14 protein-coding genes are annotated in these 15,709 nt (G+C 66.2%); 9 read left to right on the top strand and 5 right to left on the bottom strand.

The genetic code is table 11. The features are described from left to right. Positions 1-21: 21 nt before the first annotated feature. From OMP44_RS08480 to OMP44_RS08460, 5 genes are all read right to left on the bottom strand, one after another. Positions 22-1,395 (bottom strand): diaminobutyrate--2-oxoglutarate transaminase, encoded by a 1,374-nt coding sequence (locus OMP44_RS08480; protein WP_280307348.1) that lies wholly within the window; start codon positions 1,393-1,395, stop codon positions 22-24. Positions 1,396-1,734: 339 nt separating this feature from the next. Beyond that, on the bottom strand, positions 1,735-4,131 hold the full coding sequence (locus tag OMP44_RS08475; protein WP_280307346.1) for a TonB-dependent siderophore receptor: 2,397 nt from the start codon (positions 4,129-4,131) through the stop codon (positions 1,735-1,737). A 70-nt stretch (positions 4,132-4,201) separates the two neighbouring features. Continuing rightward, the gene (locus tag OMP44_RS08470) at positions 4,202-5,149 is read right to left on the bottom strand and encodes a FecR domain-containing protein (RefSeq protein WP_280307344.1); all 948 of its coding nucleotides are present in this window, start codon (positions 5,147-5,149) and stop codon (positions 4,202-4,204) included. Beyond that, positions 5,143-5,655, bottom strand: coding sequence for a sigma-70 family RNA polymerase sigma factor (locus OMP44_RS08465; protein ID WP_133861742.1), 513 nt, complete (start codon positions 5,653-5,655; stop codon positions 5,143-5,145). Before OMP44_RS08465 ends, OMP44_RS08470 begins: the two co-directional genes overlap by 7 nt. 129 nt (positions 5,656-5,784) lie before the next feature. Then, positions 5,785-6,714, bottom strand: coding sequence for a LysR family transcriptional regulator (locus OMP44_RS08460; protein WP_187979243.1), 930 nt, complete (start codon positions 6,712-6,714; stop codon positions 5,785-5,787). 379 nt (positions 6,715-7,093) lie between these two features. Here OMP44_RS08460 and OMP44_RS08455 point away from each other — a divergent pair, with 379 nt between their 5' ends. The 9 genes from OMP44_RS08455 (at position 7,094) to OMP44_RS08415 (ending at position 15,685) form a co-directional block, all read left to right on the top strand. Next, positions 7,094-8,614 carry an amino acid ABC transporter permease/ATP-binding protein gene (locus OMP44_RS08455; protein WP_187979242.1) on the top strand — a complete coding sequence of 507 codons (1,521 nt, stop codon included), beginning with the start codon at positions 7,094-7,096 and terminating at the stop codon, positions 8,612-8,614. Positions 8,615-8,643: 29 nt separating this feature from the next. Beyond that, positions 8,644-9,516, top strand: coding sequence for a phytanoyl-CoA dioxygenase family protein (locus OMP44_RS08450; protein ID WP_280307343.1), 873 nt, complete (start codon positions 8,644-8,646; stop codon positions 9,514-9,516). 28 nt (positions 9,517-9,544) lie between these two features. Beyond that, positions 9,545-10,384, top strand: coding sequence for an ABC transporter substrate-binding protein (locus tag OMP44_RS08445; RefSeq protein ID WP_187979240.1), 840 nt, complete (start codon positions 9,545-9,547; stop codon positions 10,382-10,384). 19 nt (positions 10,385-10,403) lie between these two features. Then, on the top strand, positions 10,404-11,135 hold the full coding sequence (locus tag OMP44_RS08440; protein WP_273861581.1) for a class II aldolase and adducin N-terminal domain-containing protein: 732 nt from the start codon (positions 10,404-10,406) through the stop codon (positions 11,133-11,135). A 240-nt stretch (positions 11,136-11,375) separates the two neighbouring features. After that, on the top strand, positions 11,376-12,668 hold the full coding sequence (locus OMP44_RS08435; RefSeq protein WP_187979238.1) for a flavin-containing monooxygenase: 1,293 nt from the start codon (positions 11,376-11,378) through the stop codon (positions 12,666-12,668). Positions 12,669-12,696: 28 nt separating this feature from the next. Next, entirely contained in the window at positions 12,697-13,113 is a 417-nt protein-coding gene (locus OMP44_RS08430) for a RidA family protein (RefSeq protein WP_133861749.1), read from the top strand. Between the two features lie 9 nt (positions 13,114-13,122). After that, positions 13,123-13,800: a DUF1028 domain-containing protein gene (locus tag OMP44_RS08425; RefSeq protein WP_280307341.1), complete on the top strand. Its 678-nt coding sequence runs from the start codon at positions 13,123-13,125 to the stop codon at positions 13,798-13,800. Next, complete coding sequence (gene argE / locus OMP44_RS08420) at positions 13,797-14,948, top strand: acetylornithine deacetylase (protein WP_280307340.1); 1,152 nt, start codon at positions 13,797-13,799, stop codon at positions 14,946-14,948. The genes OMP44_RS08425 and argE overlap by 4 nt, the downstream gene beginning before the upstream one ends. A gap of 125 nt (positions 14,949-15,073) precedes the next feature. Beyond that, entirely contained in the window at positions 15,074-15,685 is a 612-nt protein-coding gene (locus tag OMP44_RS08415; protein ID WP_280307339.1) for a glutathione S-transferase family protein, read from the top strand. The last annotated feature ends 24 nt before the right edge of the window (positions 15,686-15,709 follow it).

Here is a 15,709-nt window from a genome sequence, read left to right as displayed (position 1 = left end):
GCACTCGGGGGTGCCTCGTGCTCAGCCACGGGGTTCGGCCAGGGCCGCCACGAGGGCCGCCTCCAGGCGCTCGAGCAGCACCAGGCAGTGGCTTTCCTGGAGGATCAGCGGGGGCAGCAGTCGCACCACGTTGCCGTCGCGGCCACCGCGTTCGAGCAGCAGCCCCTGGGCGAAACAGTGGCGCTGGATGGCCGCCGCCAGGGCGGGATCGGCCGGCAGGCTGCCGAGCGCATCCGCGTCGCCGCCCGCCTCGACAATTTCCAGGCCCAGCATCAGCCCCAGCCCGCGGACATTACCGATGGCGGGAAAGCGCTCGCGCAGCCGCTCCAGATGGCGCCTGAGCCAGCCCCCGAGCTGGGCGGCATGGCTGACCAGGCCATCGCGCTCGATGACCTCCAGGGTGGCCAGCCCCGTGGCCATCGCCAATTGATTGCCGCGGAAGGTGCCGGTATGGCCACCGGGCTCCCAGGCGTCGAACTCCCGACGTATCGCCAGCAGGGCCAGCGGCAGGCCACCGCCCACGGCCTTGGACAGCACCAGGATGTCCGGCTCGATGCCGGCATGCTGGCAGGCGAACAGCGCGCCGGTGCGACCGAAACCGGTCTGGACCTCGTCGACGATGAGCAGGATTCCGTGCTCCCGGGTGACCTGGCGCAGGGTCCGCAGCCAGGCCGCCGGTGCCGGATTGACGCCGCCCTCCCCCTGGACCGCCTCGACGATCACCGCCGCCGGCCGGCAGACGCCGCTTTCCACATCGCCGAAGAACCGCTCCAGATAGCCCGCCAGGGCCGCGGCGCCCTGCTCGCCGCCCAGTCCCAGCGGGCAGCGGTATTCATGGGGATAGGGCAGGAATTGCACCCCGGGCATCAACCCCGCCACGCCCTGCTTGGGCGCGAGATTGCCGGTCACGGCCAGGGCGCCGTGGGTCATGCCGTGGTAGCCGCCGGAAAAGGCCACCACGTTGCTGCGTCCGGTGACCTTCTTGGCCAGCTTCAGTGCCGCTTCCACCGCATCGGCGCCGGACGGCCCGCAGAATTGCAGGCAGTAGTCTTCCGCCCGACCCGGCAGCAGGCCCAGCAGGTGCTCGCTGAAGGCGTCCTTGAGCGGCGTGGTGAGATCCAGGCTGTGCATGGGCAGCCCGCTGCCGAGAAAGTCGGTGATGGCCGCGGTAACCGCCGGATGGTTGTGCCCCAGGGCCAGGGTGCCGGCCCCGGCCAGGCAATCCAGGTAGGTCTTGCCTTCGACGTCGGTCACCCAGACACCGGCGGCCTTGGCGATGGCCAGCGGCAGCTTGCGCGGATAGCTGCGGACATTTGATTCGAAGCGCGCCTGGCGAGCGAGAAAGAAGGCGTTGTCGGCTACTGCGGTATCGCGACTGAGGGATGGTTGAAGCATGGCGTCAGACCTCGGGACGTTTATCTTCGGTAACGATAATCAGTTTCATTCTCATCCTTCAACCGCTATTCCGGTGAATAGCCCAGTCTTTGAACTCGCCCAACTTTGGCCAATGTGCGGACGACAGGAAACCCGAACTCACTACAGTCCGTTATTGAAATAGCTCGGTGATAAGCCTGATAAGGATCTTGTTTCAGCTATATCCGCAAGGCACTCCTGTCGATGAATAACGACTTTCAACCGAATAATGCAGCAAGGCTATTCCGGTAATTAACTGCTCATAAATGTGCCGCTGCGCAGGACTGAACGAGCCTTGCGCAGCAGCGGGCTCCGGCGGCGTCAGAACGCCAGGGTGGTGGAGAAGACGAAGGTCCGCGGCGTGGAGATCGTCAGGCCGGGTTCGCTGTCGTCGGACGCGCCGGCGGAGGCCCAGTAGCGCTCGTTCATCACGTTCTCCACCGAGGCCCTCAGGGTCACGCGGGTGGCGTCGACCTTGAAGGCGTAGCGCGCGCCCACGTCGAAGCGATGCCAGGCGTCGATTTCCTTGCTGTTGGCCTGGTCCAGATACTGGGAGCTGGTGTAGATCCCCCGCCCGGTCAGGGTCAGTCCGGGCACCGCCGGGATGTCCAGTTCGGCGCCGAGGTTGGCATTGAGCCTGGGCGTGGCCGGGGCGCGATTGCCGTCGAAGGTGCCGCCCACGGTGTCCCTGAGCTCGCTGTCGATGTACATCAGGCCGCCCAGCACGCGGAAGCCGGCCAGCGGCTCGCCGAACACGCTCAGCTCCGCCCCGTCGTTGACCCGCTTGCCGTTGGGGCCGAAGGTACGGCTGGTGGCGTTGGTCTCGTAGGCTGGCTGCTTGATGCGGAAGGCACTCGCGGTCACGGCCACGGCGCCGAAGTCGTACTTGGCGCCCACCTCCGCCTGGCGGCTGATGAAGGGCGGGAAGATCTCGTCCTCGTTCAGCGCGGTGGACGGCGCGATCTTGCCCTGGCTGAGGCCTTCCATGTAGTTGGCATAGAGCGACAGGCGCTCGGTGGCCTTGAACAGCACCCCCGCCGAGGGCGAGACCTTTTCCTCGTCGTAGGCGGTGGTTTGCTTCACCCCATCGGACCAGTCGTCCACCTTGACCCGCTGCCAGCGGGCGCCGAGGGTGACCAGCAGGCGGTCGTCGAAGAAGCCCATGGTGTCGGCCAGGGCCACGCCACTGAAGCGGTTCTCGGTGTAGTCCTTGGCATCGGACCGGGTGCGCACGCCCGGCGCGGGCAGGTCGCGGGGCGCATAGAGGTTGCTGGCCCCGCTGGCGTAGCGCCCGCCACCGTTCTCGAAGTCCATGTAGAAGTAGTCGGCACTGACATTGAGCTCGTGGCTGACCGGCCCGGTCTGCAGCCATTTGCGCGCGCCCACGTTGGCGGTACGGACGTTTTCGTCGCGGGTGAAGTCGCGCGGCTGGACGGTGAAATCGCCGGCGTCGTTGGTGAGGGAAACATTGTGGCGCAGGAAATCGTGATCGCTGCGGCGCGCGCCCACGGCACCGTAGACCATCAGCGAATCGTCGACGTCGAATTCGCCACGCAGGGCGCCAAAGGTGTCCTTGGTCTGGGCGCGGGTCCAGCGCTGGGCATAGTTGTGGCGCACGTCGTCGGCATCGGGCACCCGGGCATTGGCACCGACCAGCACCCGCTCCTGGGGCGCATCGGTGTCGCGCTCGGTGTGGCCGAGATCGAGGCTTAGGCGCAGGCGTTCCACGCGATAGTCCAGACCGAGCACGCCCATCTGCCGGTCGACGTGCTGGTGATCCCAGGTGGTATCGCCGGATTGCTTGACGCCGTTGAAGCGCATCCCGAAGCGATTGTCCTCGCCGAAGCGACGACCGATGTCCACGGCGCCGCCCACCTGGCTGTCGGAGGCATAGCTGCCGGTGATTTCGGTGATGGGCTGATCGGTGGCGCGCTTGGGCACCACGTTGATGCCCCCGCCGACGCTGCCGCGAGGCGAGATGCCGTTGAGCAACTGGCTCGGGCCCTTGAGGATGTCGACCCGCTCGGCCATCTCCATGTCGATGGAATAGGTCGGCAGCACGCCATAGAGCCCGTTGTAGGCGACGTCGCTGTTGAACAGGCTGAAACCGCGGATGGTGAATTGCTCGAAGCGACCACCCGACGGATTGGTGGAGCGCACCGAGGGATCGCTGGCGATCAGGTCGGTAAGGGTGCGGGCCTGAAGATTCTGGACGGTCTGGGCGGTGTAGGAGGTCTGGCTGAAGGGCGTGTCCATGAAGTCGCGATTGCCCAGCAGTCCCTGGGAGCCTTGCCGCGCGACCTGGCCGCCGGCGTAGGGCGCGTCATCCGCCTGCAGACTGGTGGCGATGATGGAGGTGCTGGCCAGCTCCTGGACGCCGCTGTCCTGCGGCGCTGGCGCCAGGGTGAAGTCGCGCTCCCCCAGCGGTTGCAGTCGCAGGCCCGAGCCGGCGAGCAGGCGGCTGAAGCCCTCTTCCACACCATAGTCGCCGTTGAGGCCAGCGCTGTCGCGCTTGCCCACCAGCCCCGGATCCACAGCCAGATTGACGCCGGATTCCGCGGCGAAGCGCGTCAGCGCCTGGGCGAGACTGCCAGCGGGAATCTCGTAGTGCCGGCGGGCGGCCTCCTGGGCCCAGGCAGAACCCGCCCACCAGGGAGTACCACTCAACGCCACCAGCAAGCCCGTGCGCAGCAACGGACGCAATACCAACGCCACCATTGAATCCCCCTCCTTTGATTGTCCTATGCCGTTAATGACCGACGAGTACGGAAAAGGGGACAGGCTTTTTTCAGGCGGCGATCGAGCGGGGTTTCAGGGTCACCCAGAAGCGGGTACGCCAGTGCACCTCAACTGGCAGCGTCGCGGCCAGCAGCGCCAGTACCCGGTCGGTATCGGCGAGCTGAAAGCTGCCGGTGACCCTGAGGTCGGCCACCGCGGGATCCCAGCGCAGCAGGCCAGGACGATAGCGACTGAATTGCTGCAGGAATTCGCCCAGTGGCTGGTCCTGGGCGATCAGCACGCCCTGGCGCCAGCTCAGCAGCGTCGCGGAAAACGGCTCTATGGCACCGATCCCCAAGGTACTCAGGCGCAACTGCTGGCCCTTGCCCAGTTCCAGCCCCGGCCCGCTCAGCGGGCGCACCCCCACGCTACCGCTGACCACACGCACGTCGCATCCTTCATCGTCCTGCTGCACGCAGACCTCGGCCTGCTCCACCATCAGGGTCCCGAAGCGGGTATCCAGCCTCAGCGCCTGGGTACCGGGTACGCGCAGCGAGAGCTCGCCGCGCACCAGGGTCAGGCGTCGCCGGGTCTGATCCAGATCCACGGCGGTCGCGGTATTGAGTTGCAGCAGGCTGCCATCCTCCAGGGTCAGGCTGCGGCGTTCGCCGGTGGCGGTGCTGAGATCGGCGGTCCAGGCGTCCAGCGGCACTTCCTGGGTCAGCCACCACCCCGTCGGTACCACCACCGCCAGGCCCAGCAACTGCCGCAGGGCGGTACGTCGGCCGCGATCGGCCGGTTGCAGACTGGCCATGGCCAGGCGCGACGGCACCCCGGCGAAGCGTTGCTGCAGCGCCAGGGCCGCCTGCCAGGCGCGCTCGTGCTCGGCATGGGCCTGGCGCCAGGCCTGCAGCTGCTGGTGTTCGCGCTCGCCAGCCGCACCGGATTCCAGCAACGCCAGCCAACCCGCGGCCTCGCGGATCGCGGTCCGCCGCCGGTCCTGGGCGCCGCTCAGCACAGCTCCGCCAGCAGGCAATGTTCATAGGCCTGCGCCATGTATCTCTTGATGGTGCGCTCGGAGACCTGCAAGCGCTCGGCGATCTCGCGGTAGGTGAGGTCTTCGAGCTGGCTGAGGAGGAAGGCATGGCGCACCGTGGCGGGCAGGCCGTCGAGCAGCTCATCGAGGGCCTGCAGGGTTTCCAGCAGGACCCAGCGTTGCTCGGGCGATGGCGCGCAGGCTTCGGGCAGCTCGGCCAGGGCGTCGAGATACGCCTGCTCCAGGCTGCGCCGGCGCTGGAAATTGATCAGCAGGCGCTTGCCGATGGTCACCAGATACGCCCGCGGCTCCTGCAGTTCGCCCAGCACCTCGGGGTTGCGCACCAGCCGCAGAAAGGCCTCCTGGCTGAGATCGGCCGCATCCCATTCGCTGCCCAGCCGCCGCCGCAACCAGGCCTGTAGCCAGCCGCTGTGGTCGCAATAGAGCCGATGAAGATGGCGTGAGGATGCGAGAGCCATATCACTCATGACGGGTGCTGCCTGCTCGATGATGCTTAGATGATATTGATTCTACTTTACATCACGCATCCGCGACCAGCCCGGAGCCGTCTATCCCTGCCCTTTCGCCCGGAAGATGGGTAACTGCCAGCACGGCGTTCAGCCTGCCGGGTTTTCCGCCGGCACCGGCGACAGATCGACACTCCGGCAATAGTCCATGAACAGCCGCGTCGCCTTGGTCGGCTCGTTGTTGCGCAGGTAGGCCATGATGAAGGTCGAGGCCGGCATGTCGTCGTGGATGTTGACCTGGGCCAGACGCTTGCCGTCGTAGGTCAGGTTGGTGGTCGGCCGGGTGACCAGCACGGAAAAGCCCAGCCCCTGCCCCACCATGCAGCGCACCATCTCGATGGAGGGGGAGCTGTAGGCCACCGTGGGGTGGTAGCCCTTCTCCTTGAAGATGTCGATGAAGTAGTTACGGCTGGGCACCACGTCCAGCAGGATCATGGGCTCGCGACTCAGCTCCTTGAGCGTCACCGCCTTCTTGCCCGCCAGGGGGTGGGCAATGGGCAACAGGGCATAGGGCTTGTGCGGCGCATTGAGCTTTTCCTTGGTGATGGAATCACCCAGCTCCAGATCGTAGAGAAACACCAGGTCGAAGCGTCCCCGGTGCACGCCGTGCATGAGTTCATGCTGCTCGCCGTCGTGCAGCTGGATGGTGATTTCCGGATAGAGCCGCTTGAAGCCGGCGACTAGCTTGGGCAGGTAAAGCGGCGCGGCGGATTCGAAACAACCGATGGCCACGGTGCCCGAGACCATCTCGTTTTCCGCCTTGGCGTTCTGCTCCAGCTCGTGGGACAGCCGCAACAGTTCCTTGGCCTTATCGTAGAGTCGGCGCCCACTGGCGGTGAGGGAAACGCCCTGGGCGTGATGGCGGATAAACAACTTCTGCTCGAAACTTTCTTCGAGATTCTTGATGGCGACGGAAATCGACGGCTGGGATATGTGCAGTTGTCGCGCTGCCTCGACGATGCTGTCTTCCTCGACCACCGCGACGAAATAACGAAGTTGCCTGAGCGTAAAGTGGGTCACGGATTACCTATAGGAAAAAACTGTGCAGAGCTCGTTTTTGCATAGCCTTTACTCTCGAAGCGAAAGCTGTGCCAGGCAGGCTGCGCCTGTCTTCAACGCCCATCAAACCTTTGAAAATCCAGTGGATCTCCGCAGCATCCTTATCATGCCAGTGCACCAAAACCCTGCATCGAAGCCTTTAATGGCGGCACTTTGCCCCTTATGAGGGCATAGAGGAAAAGTTCTCCAGCAGCCGTTTTCTCTGTATAGCAAAGTCCTATACAGAGGCCTGTAATTTGTTAATTGACGATAAGTCCGCCGATTGCCAATTCTGTAATTACAGCGACCGGACACCCCTCTTCGGAGGTGTCCTTCCAATGAATGGCGACAGGTTTTAACGATGACTTTCGACTGGAACTACATGTTCGGCCTTATCGGCGACACTCAATTCTGGCTGGCAACCTGGACCGTCATCAAACTCAGCACCCTCACCTGGGTCATCAGCATCGCCCTGGGCTTCTTCATCGCCCTGGCCAAGCAGTCCCGGCATCCCGCGCTCAACCTGCCGGCCCGTGCCTACATCTGGTTCTTTCGCAGCGTGCCGCTGCTGGTGCTGCTGATCTTCATCTACAACCTGCCGCAGGCGCTGCCGGGCACCTCGGTGGTGCTCGCGGATCCCTTTTGGGCCGGCCTGATCGGCCTGGTCATCAGCGAGACGGCCTATGTCGCCGAGATCCACCGCGGCGGCCTGCTGTCGATTCCCAAGGGCCAGGGCGAAGCGGCGCGGGCACTCGGGCTGCGCTTTCTCGGCACCCAGTGGCGCATCGTCATTCCCCAGGCCCTGCGCGTGGCCCTGCCGTCGCTGGCCAACGAATACATCTCCATCGTCAAGCTCAGCTCCCTGGTATCGGTGATCTCCCTCACCGAGATCCTGATGGTCGGCCAGCGTCTCTATTCGCAGAATTTCCTGGTCATGGAGACCATGGTGGCGGTGGCCTTCTACTACGTGCTGATCGTCACCCTCTTCGACTTCCTGCTCAAACGCCTGGAGCGCTTCCTCGACGTTACCCAGCGCAAGGTGGTGCGGACCCCCGATGAGCAGGTGCTGGCCCTGGCCACCCAGGCCTCCACCGCCAGCGCCAAGCCGCAGTGGGACGCCGCCACCCCGGCGCTACAGGCCGCCCGCCTGCACAAGGCCTACAACGACGTCGAGGTGCTGGGCTCGGTCAACCTGCGCGTCCAGCCCGGCGAGGTGGTCTCGGTGATCGGCCCGTCCGGCTCGGGCAAGACCACCCTGATCCGCCTGCTCAACGGCCTGGAGCAACTGGACAACGGCGAGATCCGCATCAACGGCCAGCCCTTCATCCACCTGCACAAGGACGGCGCCCAGAAGCCGCGCTTCATCGAGCACAGCGAGCATCGCCTGGACATCGGCATGGTGTTCCAGAGCTTCAATCTCTTCCCCCACCTCACGGTGCTGGACAACCTGCTGCTCGCGCCGCGCTATCACCGCCTGGATACCCCCGCGGCGCTCAGGCAGCAGGCCTATGCCCTGCTGCACAAGGTCGGGATGCTCGATCACACCTGGAAGTATCCGCACCAGCTGTCCGGCGGCCAGCAGCAGCGGGTGGCCATCGCCCGGGCGCTGATGATGCGACCGCAGATCATGCTGTTCGACGAGCCCACCTCGGCGCTCGACCCGGAAAAGGTCAACGAGGTGCTGCAGGTGATCGAGGCCCTGGCCCAAGAGGGCATCACCATGGTGATCGTCACCCACGAGATGAACTTCGCCTTCAAGGTCTCGGACCGCATCGTGTTCATGGAAAAGGGCCGTGTGGTCTGCGACGACGCGCCCCAGGTACTGCGCAACGGCCAGCATCCCCGCGTCGAGGCTTTCCTCAAGGACGTGTCCCTGGCTTGACCCCCACCCTTGGCTTCTGGAGAACCCCTATGATCGAGCAAGCGCAACTGGAGAGTTTCCACAAGAACGGCTACCTGGTGGTCGAGAACCTGCTGACGGCCGAGGAAATCGCCGCCCTGCAGGCCGATTTCGATGATTGGGTCGAAGACAGTCGCAGCCACACCGAGGCCTGGGGCGAGACCCAGGACGGCCGCGCCCGCTTCGATGTCGAACTGGATCACCGGCCCGACCACCCCTCCCTGCGCCGGGTCAGTTCGCCGACCGAGATCTCCGCGGCCTATCGCCAGGTCGCCTTCACCTCGCGGATGGCCCAGGTCGCGGCTCAGCTCATCGGTGGCAGCGGCACGCGATTCCACCACAGCAAGATCAATTCGAAGCTGCCGCGCACCGCCACCCAGGTGAAGTGGCACCAGGACTTCCTCTTCACGCCCCACAGCAACGATGACGTGGTCACCGCGCTGCTGATGGTGAGCGAGGTGACTCCGGAGAACGGCCCCCTCACCGTCATCCCCGGCAGCCACAGGGGCCCGCTGTGGTCGCACTGGCAGGACGGCCGTTTCACCGGCGCGGTCGACGACGGCGTGGTGGCCGAGCACTGCGGCGAGCCCGTGGCCTGCTTCGGCCCGGCCGGTTCGGTGTGCTTCATGCACACCCGCCTGCTGCATGCCTCCAGCCCCAACCAGACCGAGCTGCCGCGCACCCTGTTCATCAGCGTCTATGCCGCCGAGGACGCCCTGCCCTTCGGCGAGAATCCGCTGCCCAGCGAGCACGCCGGGGTGCTGGTGGCCGGCCAGGAAAGCGGGCTGGTGCGCAGCGTGGCCAACAGCGTGCGGCTGCCGCAGAAACCACGCGGCGCGTCCTTCTTCGTCCAGCAGGCCGGGCTCGACCAGGCTGCCGTTTGATCTTTCCTACCCTCCAAGGAGCACCGCCATGCAAAGAGTCAGCAGCGCCTCGATTCGAATCCTCTCCACCGCCGTACTAGGCGCCGGCCTGGCGCTGGTCTCCAGCCTGGCCTCGGCCGACTTCCTGCAGCCAGGCAAACTCGTCGCCGGTTCCGACCTGACCTTCTTCCCCTACGAATACGTGCAGGACAACAAGCCGGCAGGCTTCGACATCGAATTCGTCGAGGGGCTGGGCAAGCTCATGGGGCGCTCCGTGGAAACGCTGGACACCCGTTTTCCCAACCTCATCACCGGGCTGCAGGGCGGGCGCTTCGACATCACCAACTCCTCGATGTACATCACCGCGGACCGCCTCAAGGTGATCGACATGATCCCCTACCTGAAGAGCGGCGAGTCGATCATCGCGCTCAAGGGCAGCAGCTATCAGCCCAAGAAGCCGGAAGATTTCTGCGGCCACAAGATCGGCTCCATGGGCGCCACCTCCTGGCTGCAGCAACTGCACAAGCTCTCCGACGAGTATTGCGTGAAGAACGGTCTGCAGCCGATCGCCGTGAGCGAATACGGCACCGATCCCCAGACCACCCAGGCGCTGCTGTCCAAGGCCGTGGAGGCGCAGATCACCGACGCCGCCGTGGCCCGCGGCCTGGTGGAAAAGCTCGGCAATCGCGTGGTGATCTCCTCGGACACCCTGATTTACCCAGTGCTCAACGGCTTTGGCGTGAAGAAGGGCAACGATGCGGTCAAGACCGCCCTGGTGGAGGCGCTCAAGCAATACAGCGCCACCCCGGAGTACGCCGCGCTGCTGAAGAAATACAACTTCCAGGCGCCCACCGAGGCGGACATCGCCGCCCTGATGCCCAAGCCCTGAGCTTTACGGAGTCACGACCATGGCACTTTCTCCCGAGGAACGGCTGCGCATCGATCTGGCGGCGACCTTTCGCGTCATCGCCCACCTCGACATGCACGAAGCCGTCGCCAACCACTTCAGCGCCGCCGTCTCCACCGACGGCAAGCAGTTCCTGATCAACCCCAAGTGGAAGCACTTCTCGCGCATCCGCGCCAGTGATCTGCTGCTGCTCGACGCGGACGATCCCCGAGGCGCCGAGCGGCCCGACGTGGACAGCACCGCCTGGTCGATCCACGGGCAGATCCATCGCCGGCTGCCGGAGGCCCGGGTGGTGCTGCACCTGCACCCGGTCTACACCACGGCGGTGGCCTGCCTGGCCAAGCCCGAGGTGCCGCCCATCGACCAGAACACCGCGCGCTACTTCAATCGCCTGGCGGTGGACGAACTCTATGGCGGCATGGCCGATACCGAGGCCGAGGGTGCGCGCCTGGCCGGGTTGCTGGATGGCAAGCAGCGCCTGCTGATGGGCAACCACGGCGTCATGGTGATCGCCCCCACCGTCGGCCAGGCCTTCGACGATATCTGGACCCTGGAGCGTGCCTGCCAGATTCTGGTCACCGCCTGGTCCACCGGCCAGCCGCTCAAGGTGCTCTCCGCCGAGGTCGCCGAGAAGACCGCCCGCGCCTGGGAAGGCATCACCGACTTCTCCGAGCAGCACTTCGCCGAGATGAAAGAACTGATGATCCAGCAAGACCCTTCCGTGCTGGATTGATCGCCGCGGAGCCTGCGCGCTCCGCCTTCCTACTGCTTAGAGCCTGTTCCAAATCTCGCGAGCTAGAGCCAAACAAGGCGAAAACGCCTGAGGAAGCGGAGTTTACGAATGGTAAATGAGCATTCCGACCGGGCTGGCGACCCAGGGCGTTTTCAACGCAGTTTGGCCGACGCGCAGCAGATTTTGAACAGGTTCTTATGATGACGGCCGCCCCCTGCGGAGCGGCCGAAGGGTACCCTCATGTCCACATTACCGACCACGATCGACACCCTGGTGATAGGCGCTGGCCAAGCCGGCGTCGCCATGAGCGAGCACCTGGGACGGCTCGGCATCGAGCACCTGGTGCTGGAAAAGAACCGCATCGCCGAAGCCTGGCGCACCGGTCGCTGGGACTCCCTGGTAGCCAACGGCCCGGCCTGGCACGACCGCTTCCCCGGACTGGAATTCCAGACGGCGCCGGACGGCTTTCCCGGCAAGGACGAGATCGCCGCCTACTTCGAGACCTATGCCCGGCAGATCGGCGCACCCATCCGCACCGGCGTCGCCGTCACCCGGGTGACCCGCCAGGCCGGCCAGGCGGGCTTTCTGGTGGAAACCTCGGCGGGCAGCCTGAACGCCCAGCGCGTGGTGGTGGCCACCGGTCCCTTCCAGAAGCCGGTGATCCCGGCCATCGCACCAACGGACGAGGGCCTCTACCAGATCCATTCCGCCCATTATTTCAATCCACAGCAACTGCCCGAAGGCGCGGTGCTGGTGGTGGGCGCTGGCTCCTCCGGCGTGCAGATCGCCGAGGAATTGCTGCGCGCCGGCAAGCGCGTCTATCTCTCCGTCGGCCCCCATGACCGGCCGCCGCGGGCCTATCGCAGCCGCGATTTCTGCTGGTGGCTGGGCGTGCTCGGCCTGTGGGACACCGAGACCATGCAGCCGGGCCGCGAGCACGTGACCATCGCCGTGAGCGGCGCCCGCGGTGGCCATACCGTGGACTTTCGCCGCCTGGCCCAGGCCGGCATGACCCTGGTGGGCCTTACCGACAGCTTCGTCGACGGGGTGGTGCGCTTCCGTCCGGACCTCAACCAGAACCTCGACGCCGGCGACGCCAACTACCTGGCCCTGCTCGACGCCGCCGACGCCTATGCCGCCCGCCACAGCCTCGACCTGCCCGAAGAGCCCTCAGCCCGCGAACGGGTGGCGGACGCCGACTGCATCCGTGAACCGCTCAAGGAACTGGACCTGAAGGCCGCGGGCGTCAGCTCGGTGATCTGGGCCACCGGCTATGCCACCGACTTCAGCTGGCTGCAGGTGGATACCTTTGGCGACAACGGCAAGCCCAGGCACCAGCGCGGGGTCGGTGCCGAGCCGGGCATATATTTCGTCGGGCTGCCCTGGCTCAGCCGCCGCGGCTCGGCCTTCATCTGGGGCTGCTGGCACGACGCCCGCCACGTGGCCGACCAGATCGCCATCCAGCGCCGCTACCAGGACTACCGTCCCAGCATCCAGTCGGCCGCCCACCCCCAGCAGTCGCGTAGCGCCTGACGCCCTTATCGAGACCCGGAGATCCCGCATGGCCACCCCGACCCACACCCGTATCCGCATGTTCAACACCAAGGACACCTACCCCAACCAGACCCTGGACAACGACCTCTGCCAGGCCGTGCGCGCCGGCAACACCGTCTATGTCCGTGGTCAGGTCGGCACCGATTTCGACGGCAGGCTGGTCGGGCTGGGCGATCCCCGCGCCCAGGCCGAGCAGGCCATGAAGAACGTCAAGCAACTGCTGGAAGAAGCCGGCAGCGACCTCAGCCACATCGTCAAGACCACCACCTACCTGATCGATCCGCGCTATCGCGAGCCGGTGTACCAGGAGGTCGGCAAGTGGCTCAAGGGCGTCTTTCCCATCTCCACCGGCCTGGTGGTCGCGGCCCTGGGCCAGCCCCAGTGGCTGATGGAGATCGACGTCATCGCCGTGATCCCCGACTGAGGCCGCCCTATGACCTTTTCCCTCACCGCCCGCTGCGCCGAGACCGGTCAATTCGGCATCGCCATCAGTTCGTCGAGCATCGCCGTGGGCGCCCGCTGTCCCTGGCTGCAACCCGGGATCGGCGCGGTCAGCTCGCAGAACATCACCCTGCCCGCCCTGGGGCCGCGCACCCTGGAGCGACTGGCTGCGGGACAGGCTCCCAGCGCGGCCCTGGCCGAGAGCCTGGCCGGCGACGGCTACGCCGAGTATCGCCAGGTGACCGTCATCGACGCCCAGGGCCGCAGTGCCCATCACAGCGGTGCCCATACCCTGGGCGTGCACCAGGCGCGCAGCGGCCGGGACTGCGTGGGCGCTGGCAACATGCTGGCGAGCCCCGCGGTGGTGGAGGCGCTGGTGGAGAGCTTCGAAGCCAGCCAGGGCGCTCTTGCCGAGCGCCTGCTGCGGGCCATGCAGGCGGCCATGGCCGCCGGTGGCGAGGCCGGACCGGTGCACTCGGCGGCGCTGCTGGTGGTGGGCGACGCCAGCTGGCCCATCGTCAATCTGCGGGTCGACTGGGCCGAGACGGACCCCATCGGCGAGCTGGCGTCGCTGTGGCGCGCCTATGAACCCCAGTTGCAGGACTATCTCGACCGGGCGGTGCGCCCGGATCTCGCCCCCGGCTACGGCGTCCCGGGAGACGACCGATGAGCGCCAGCGGTGAACTGCTGGCGCGGCTGGTGGCCTTCGACACCACCAGCCGCGAAACTAACCTCGCGCTGATCGACTTTGTCGCCGGCTACCTGGAGGGCTTCGGCGTACCCTACGAGCTGATCCACAACGGCGAAGGCACCAAGGCCAACCTGTTCGCCACCCTGGGGCCGGCGGACGTGCCCGGTATCGTGCTCTCGGGACATACCGACGTGGTGCCGGTAGACGGCCAGGCCTGGACCCGTCCCCCCTTTGCCCTCAGCGAAAGCGCCGGCAAGCTCTACGGTCGCGGTACCGCCGACATGAAGGGCTTTCTGGCCTGCCTGCTGGCACTGGTGCCCGCGGCCAGCCGTGCGGCCCTGCGCCGCCCGCTGCACCTGGCGCTGTCCTACGACGAGGAAGTCGGCTGCCTCGGCGTGCGCAGCCTGCTCGACCAGTTGGCCCAGCGTCCGGTCAAGCCGCTGCTGTGCCTGATCGGCGAGCCCACGGAGCTGAAACCCGTGCTAGGCCACAAGGGCAAGGTAGCCATGCGCTGCCAGGTGCATGGCGCGGCCTGTCATTCGGCCTATGCGCCTCAGGGCGTCAACGCCGTCGAATACGCCGCGCGCCTGGTCGTGGAACTCGGCCGGCTCGGTGAGGCGCTCAGGACAGCGGAACGCCAGGACCCCCGCTTCGATCCGCCCTTCTCCACGGTGCAGACCGGCCTCATCGGTGGCGGCCAGGCACTGAACATCGTGCCCCAGGACTGCACCTTCGATTTCGAGATCCGCGCCCTGCCCGCCCAGGACCCCTACCAGGTGATCCATCAGCTGCAGGCCCATGCCGAGGCGACCCTGCTGCCGGCCATGCGCGCCATCAGCGGCCAGAGCGCCATCCGCTTCACCGAGCTGTCGAGCTATCCCGGCCTGGATACCGCCGTCGAAAGCGAGGCGGCCGACTGGATCGCGCAGTTCTGCGGCTCCCGCGACTTCGGCACGGTGGCCTTCGGCACCGAAGGGGGTCTGTTCGCGGCGGCCGGCATTCCCACCGTGGTCTGCGGCCCCGGCAGCATGGCCCAGGGGCACAAGCCCGACGAATTCGTCACCCAGGCGCAACTGGACGGCTGCGATGCCATGTTGGGTCGGGTGTTGGCCTTCGCTTGTCGCTAGCCCGATCATTCCATTTTGCGGAATGCTGAACTGACCAGAAAGCCCATTCCCTCGAAAGCGCCCTGATCCCAAGCTGGTAGCACCTATCGGGCCCCCTCGGCCCTCTGCCTGGCAGGAGTCGGATCATGAAGCTCTATCACACCCCGCTGTCCGGTCATGCCCATCGCGCCGTGCTCTTCGCCTCGCTGCTGGGGATCGAGGTCGAGCTGATCGACATCGATATTCCGGCCGGCGCCAATCGCACGCCGGAATTCCTCGCCCTCAATCCCTTCGGCCAGGTGCCGGTGCTGGAGGACGCTGGCGTGGTCGTCGCCGACTCCAACGCCATCCTCGTCTACCTGGCGAAGAAACTGGGCCGTACCGATTGGCTACCGGAAGATCCCGCTGGCGCGGCCGCGGTGCAGCGCTGGCTGTCGGTGGCCGCCGGAGAACTGGCCTATGGCCCGGCAGCGGCGCGCCTGATCACGGTATTCGGCGCCCGCCTGAATCCGGAAGAAGTCATCGCCCGCGCCCATATCCTGCTCGAACGCTTGGAGGCGCACCTGACCACGGGCAAGTGGTTGGCTGCCGATCACCCGACCATCGCCGACATTGCCCTCTACAGCTACCTGGCCGGAGCGCCGGAAGGCAATGTGGAGCTGGCGCCCTATACGGCGGTGCGCGCCTTCCTACAGCGGGTGGAGGCCCTGCCCGGCTTCGTGCCCTTTCCCGAGACCGTGGCCGGTCTCCGCGCCTGATCGCGGCGTCACCCTACTGGAGGC

It is taken from the genome of Pseudomonas flavocrustae (assembly GCF_029872515.1).
Classification (GTDB): domain Bacteria; phylum Pseudomonadota; class Gammaproteobacteria; order Pseudomonadales; family Pseudomonadaceae; genus Chryseomonas; species Chryseomonas aestiva.
Note: the sequence above shows the minus strand (reverse complement) of the source record. Positions and strands in the feature narration are given on the sequence as shown.